Annotated in this window: 7 protein-coding genes and 2 pseudogenes; 2 read left to right on the top strand and 7 right to left on the bottom strand. The window is 64.7% G+C overall.

The annotated features are described in order from the left end of the window. A pseudogene (locus tag WAO18_RS16170) lies at window positions 1-193 on the bottom strand (hydrolase); the annotation flags it as partial. An 82-nt stretch (window positions 194-275) separates the two neighbouring features. Here WAO18_RS16170 and WAO18_RS16175 point away from each other — a divergent pair. Continuing rightward, window positions 276-626, top strand: a pseudogene (locus tag WAO18_RS16175) (hypothetical protein); the annotation flags it as partial. Window positions 627-702: 76 nt separating this feature from the next. Next, the gene (locus tag WAO18_RS16180; protein WP_422207272.1) at window positions 703-1,098 is read left to right on the top strand and encodes a hypothetical protein; all 396 of its coding nucleotides are present in this window, start codon (window positions 703-705) and stop codon (window positions 1,096-1,098) included. A gap of 11 nt (window positions 1,099-1,109) precedes the next feature. On the opposite strand, the gene WAO18_RS16185 is transcribed toward WAO18_RS16180, so the two are convergent. From WAO18_RS16185 to WAO18_RS16210, 6 genes are all read right to left on the bottom strand, one after another. After that, on the bottom strand, window positions 1,110-1,397 hold the full coding sequence (locus tag WAO18_RS16185) for a DUF1330 domain-containing protein (protein WP_422207273.1): 288 nt from the start codon (window positions 1,395-1,397) through the stop codon (window positions 1,110-1,112). Window positions 1,398-1,433: 36 nt separating this feature from the next. Next, window positions 1,434-1,622, bottom strand: coding sequence for a ferredoxin (locus tag WAO18_RS16190; protein ID WP_422207274.1), 189 nt, complete (start codon window positions 1,620-1,622; stop codon window positions 1,434-1,436). Beyond that, window positions 1,619-2,893 (bottom strand): cytochrome P450, encoded by a 1,275-nt coding sequence (locus WAO18_RS16195; protein ID WP_422207275.1) that lies wholly within the window; start codon window positions 2,891-2,893, stop codon window positions 1,619-1,621. Before WAO18_RS16195 ends, WAO18_RS16190 begins: the two co-directional genes overlap by 4 nt. Before the next feature lie 114 nt (window positions 2,894-3,007). Next, window positions 3,008-3,514: a hypothetical protein gene (locus WAO18_RS16200; protein ID WP_422207276.1), complete on the bottom strand. Its 507-nt coding sequence runs from the start codon at window positions 3,512-3,514 to the stop codon at window positions 3,008-3,010. Further along, complete coding sequence (locus WAO18_RS16205) at window positions 3,511-4,116, bottom strand: TetR/AcrR family transcriptional regulator (protein WP_422207277.1); 606 nt, start codon at window positions 4,114-4,116, stop codon at window positions 3,511-3,513. Before WAO18_RS16205 ends, WAO18_RS16200 begins: the two co-directional genes overlap by 4 nt. A 95-nt stretch (window positions 4,117-4,211) precedes the next feature. Next, on the bottom strand, window positions 4,212-4,883 hold a 672-nt coding region (locus WAO18_RS16210; RefSeq protein ID WP_422207278.1), incomplete at its 5' end, for an acyl-CoA dehydrogenase family protein.

Raw genomic sequence — 4,883 nt, forward strand, 5'->3', positions numbered from 1 at the left:
GCTGATCAAAGAGGATGAACCGGCCGAGCGATGTCATCGCGTCGACCCACCCTTGAATGGATGGCAGCTCCGGACCCGCCTCGCAGTTTGTCAACCAGTTCGGGACGAACACGATGTCACGAGCGCCAGGGGGTGACGCGCGATACGCCACGCGCAAATCCCCGTTCATCGCATACCGCGTCTCCGAGAACACCGCAGAAGTCTAAGGTGCGCGACGCGTGTCGAGACACGTTTATGCAGCTAAGAGCATTCCCCAGGAATGTACTTCAGCAATTCGCTGCCATCACCTTCTCAAAACGTTCTGGAGCTGGCGCGACCAACAACTCCCCGACGGCAGCGTCATCTGGACATCCCCCAACGGGCAGACCTACATCACCACCCCCGGCAGCGCCTTGCTGTTTCCCAACCTGTGCGCACCGACCGCGACGCTCGACCCGGTTCCCGACCGGCCGCGCTGCGCCAACCGCACAGCGATGATGCCGAAGCGCCGACGCACACGCGCCCAAAACCGGGCCCGCTACGTCGCCGATCAACGCCGGCACAACCGGTTACTGCGGCAAGCTCGCCAAGCGGCGGCCATAGCTGGCCCCGCACCACCAGCCGACGACGAACCACCACCGTTCTAGGCCGGGGTTGCGGCATTAAGAATTTATCAAGTGGTCGCGGCTACTTTTCGAAGCAGAAAAGTGGAAGGCAGCCGCGATGCGCAACATCCGCACCCTGCAGAACGTCATCGCCGCGGCGCTGGTGGCCGGCACGGTCGCCGGTACCGGGGCAGGACTGGTAACTGGCACCGCACAGGCCGATCCGTTTGCTGCGCAGCCGCACTCCTGGTGTCCCGGACAAGGATTGCCGTTCCGCGGCATTGAATGGGACATGGGCGTGTGCCACACCTGGTACATCGTTCCGGTAGGCCAGGGCAACGTTCGCTTCGCCGGAACCACCGATGGCAGCTTCGTGGCGGCCGACGTTCCAGCCCCGATCCTTACGCCCCCTCCACCGCCGCCACCGCCGCCGCCGCACCCCTTCTGCACCCCTCGCGGCGGCTTGTTCATCGTAGGGCCGATCTGCGACGAGATCGGCGTGCATCAGCCGTAACTGGTTGCGGCTCAGGCGAACCCGGAGATGATCACGGCGTTGCAGTCGGCCGCGGCCTGACGAAGCTTCGCCGCTTCCTGGTAAGCGTCGGATTCATACCAGGCGCGGGCCGCCTCCACGGATTCGAACTCCAGCACGACGGTCTGGTCGCCGTGCCAGGTGCCTTCGAGCACCGTGGGCTTGGTATCCACCGCGAGGATGTTGACTCCACCCATCGCCGCTCCGGCCGCTCGACCGTAGGCCTTCATACCCTCCAGATCCTTGATGGCTTCGGTGAGGATCACATATCCCTTTGGCATAGTTGCGTGGAACTCCTTATCCGCGTGGGCGTTTGACTATTTCGCGCTGATGGCCTGCTCGGGACAGCATTCGATGGCCTCCTGGGCCGCCGACTCCAATTCCGCCGGCACCTCAGAATCGATGGACACGGCGTACCCGTCGTCGGTCAAGCTGAACACGTCCGGGCATAGCGTGAGACACATGCCGTGGCCGCGACAGCGCTGGTCGTCTACCCAGACCTTCATACCGACGTGAACTCCAGGTGCAGCTCGGTCAGGCCGCGCAGGATGTACGTCGGAACATATTGGTAACGACGATCATTGGCCGGACCGTGGTGCTGCTCACTGATTCTGATGTCGGACGTCCGGTCGAGCAGTCGTTCGAGAGCGACCCGCGTTTCGGCCCGGGCCAGTGGGGCGCCGGGGCAGCTGTGGATACCGCGTCCGAACGAGATGTGTTGGCGGGCATTCTTTCTGGCCGGATCGAAGGTTGTGGGGTCGTCGAATCGCCGCGGATCACGATTGGCGGCGGCCTGCACGATCATCACGGTGGTGCCCGCGGGCAGGTCGACCCCGCCGACGTTGACGGGTACCCGGTTCATCCGGAAGTCCCCCTTGACCGGGCTCTCGTGGCGCAGCGACTCCTCGATGAAGTTCGGAAGCAGGCTGCGGTCCTTGCGCAACTGAGCCTGGATGTCCGGCCGCTCACCCAGCGTCTGCAGCGACGCGCCCAGCAGTCGAACGGTGGTTTCCTGACCGGCCGAAAAGACGTTGGCCGCAACGCGAGCCACGTCTCCGACCTCGGGCGTCGAACCGTCCGGGTAGGTCGCGGTGGCGAGGCCGGTCAGCACGTCGTCGCGGGGGTTGGCGCGGCGGTCGTTGACGTAGTCGGAGAACAGGCCGTAGAGGAATTCCAGCGGGCTGTGAGCCAGCGATTGCTTGCCGGTGCCGCCGACACCGCCGCCGGAGTGCTCGCGGATGCCCTTGACGAACTTGTCGCGGTCCTCCATCGGGACGCCGAGCAGGTCGGCGATCACCAGCAGCGTGAACGGGCTGGCGAAGCCCTTGATGAACTCGCCGTGGCCGGGTGCCAGGAACTCGTCGAGCGCCTGGTCGGCGAGCACCCACATGGCGTCCTCGTTCTCCTTGAGGCGCTTCGGGGTGATCAGCCGCATCAACAGGGAGCGGTGGTTGGTGTGGGTCGGCGGATCGAGTGTGGGCAGCTGATCGCTGAAAGGCAGCTCGTTGCGATGCTGCTCGATCAACTCGGTGATGTCGTCACCCTCGATCGGGACCGGAAAGCCGGGGAACGGTCCGGTCACCGAGTTGCACGACGACCATGTCTCGGCGTCGTTCAGAACCGCGCAGGCTTCCTCCCAGCCGGTCACCATGGTCACGTCGTGGTGCTTTTCCTTGGTAACCGGGCATTGCTGCCGCAACGACTCGTAGTAGGGGTAGGGATCCGCGATGAGTTCGCTGCCGCGGAAAAAGTCCAGTTCGGCGGGGTCGTTCGCCATGTCGCACCGTTCCAATCTCGATCAGTGAGAATGCGCCTCTCAGAGATGAGTATTAGATTTCCATAGAGCATGCCGCGACGTCAACGCGCCGCGGACGTGGAGCCGGCGGCAGGGCTAGCCGGCCGGGACCAGATCGGCCTCGACCGACGGACTGGACATCACCCGGCTGCGGAATGTCTCGATCGGCCCGACCGAATCGGCGCGGATCGCCGCCGCCGCAAAGGCCTGGACTTTGAATGCCCGCGCTGCGGCGCTGAGCCGGTGCTCGACCAGAGGGACGCTGTCGTCCAGCTCGGTCGGCCAGGTTTGTCCCCACAGCGTGACCTCGGTTGCACCCTGATCGAGTGCCCGCAGGACGCCCTGCCGTACGCGCGAATCGCAATCGAAGAGGTCGGCCGCGGCAGCCAGGGTCTGGGGGGGCGGCCGGTGTTCAGCCGTCGCAAGCGCGTATTCGAGGTCGACGATCTGGGCGCCGAGAATCTGCAACGGCCGGTCATCGGGATGGTGGGCAACCAGGACTGTGACGTCCCAGCCCGCCATCGCGCGATCGAACAGCCAGCCGCCGGCGAACCGCACCACGTCGGCGACATCCGCGGCGACGACGTCGAGTCGGTATCTCACGCCTGGCTCGGCGACGCCATGTCCCGGGCCAACGACTCCGAGTACTCCTTGAAGACCTCGGTCAGTGGTATCGAAGGATTGAGCAACCATGTGGTCTCCATTCCGGTGATGAAGGCGAGAATTTGCACTGCCTTGACGGTGACGTCCATGTCCATTCGGAATTGGCCGGCCTGCTGGCCGCGCCGAATCAGCTCGCTGATGATGTCGATCGCATCGTGATACCGGGCACGCAGCCGGTCGTGCAGCGGTGCGTCGGGATGCACATTCTCCGCGAGCAATACCGTGTAGGTGCCGATGAGTTCGGGTGACCGGTAATACCGTTCGGCGACGGCGGCCACCTCGGAAATCAGGTCGCCGGCCCGGTCGGCGTGGGAATCGTCGTCGGCGTCGCGAATGTCGAGCACCGCATTCAGCAGCTGCTCTTTGGACTCGAAGTGATGCAGCAACCCGGCTGGACTGACACCGGCCTCGCCGGCGATCTGGGCCAGCGTCGTGTTGCGCCACCCGTTGCGGGTCAGCAACCGCTGCGCGACGGCCAGGATCCGCTGCTTGCGATCCTCGCCTTTGGCCCGCAGCGAGTCGTACGGCCTTGTCTGGGGCACCGGGCTCCTCTGCTTAAACCAACCGACTGAACACACAGTAGGTTGGTTTGGCCGACTGTGACAAGGGTCTCAGTCGACCAATTTCTCGTCGCTCCTCACAAACCGAGCGACTTGGCGATGATCACCTTCATCACTTCGCTGGTGCCCGCGTAGATGCGCGCCACCCGTGCATCGGTATACAGCCGGGCGATCGGATACTCCATCATGTAGCCGTATCCGCCGAAGAGCTGCAGGCAGCGATCCACCACCCGAGCCTGCATCTCGGTGCAGAACAACTTCACCCGCGCCGCATCGGCGGCCGACAACTCCCCCTCAACGTGCAGCGCGACCGCTCGGTCCAGCATCGCTTGGCCGGCTTCCACCTCCGTAGAGCACGCCGCGAGCTCGAACTTGGTGTTCTGGAATGACGCGACCGGCTGGCCGAAGGCCTTGCGGTCCTTGGTGTAGCCGATCGCCGCCGCGATCGCCGAGCGCGCCTGCACCACCGATCCGACCGCAACCGTCAAACGCTCCTGCGGCAGGTTGTGGCCAAGGTAGCCGAATGCCTCACCTTCGTCGCCCAGAACGTTCTCGACGGGCACACGAACATCGACGAACGACAGTTCGGCGGTGTCCTGGACCTTGCAGCCCATCTTCTCCAATTCGCGACCGCGGGTGAAGCCCTCCATCCCATCCTCGACAACGAACAGCGTGAGGCCCTTGCGCCGGTTGTCGGGGTCGGTTGACGTCCGCGCGACCACGATGACGAGGTCGGCCTGCATGCCGCC

This window comes from Mycobacterium sp. (assembly GCF_049278535.1).
Classification (GTDB): Bacteria; Actinomycetota; Actinomycetes; order Mycobacteriales; family Mycobacteriaceae; genus Mycobacterium.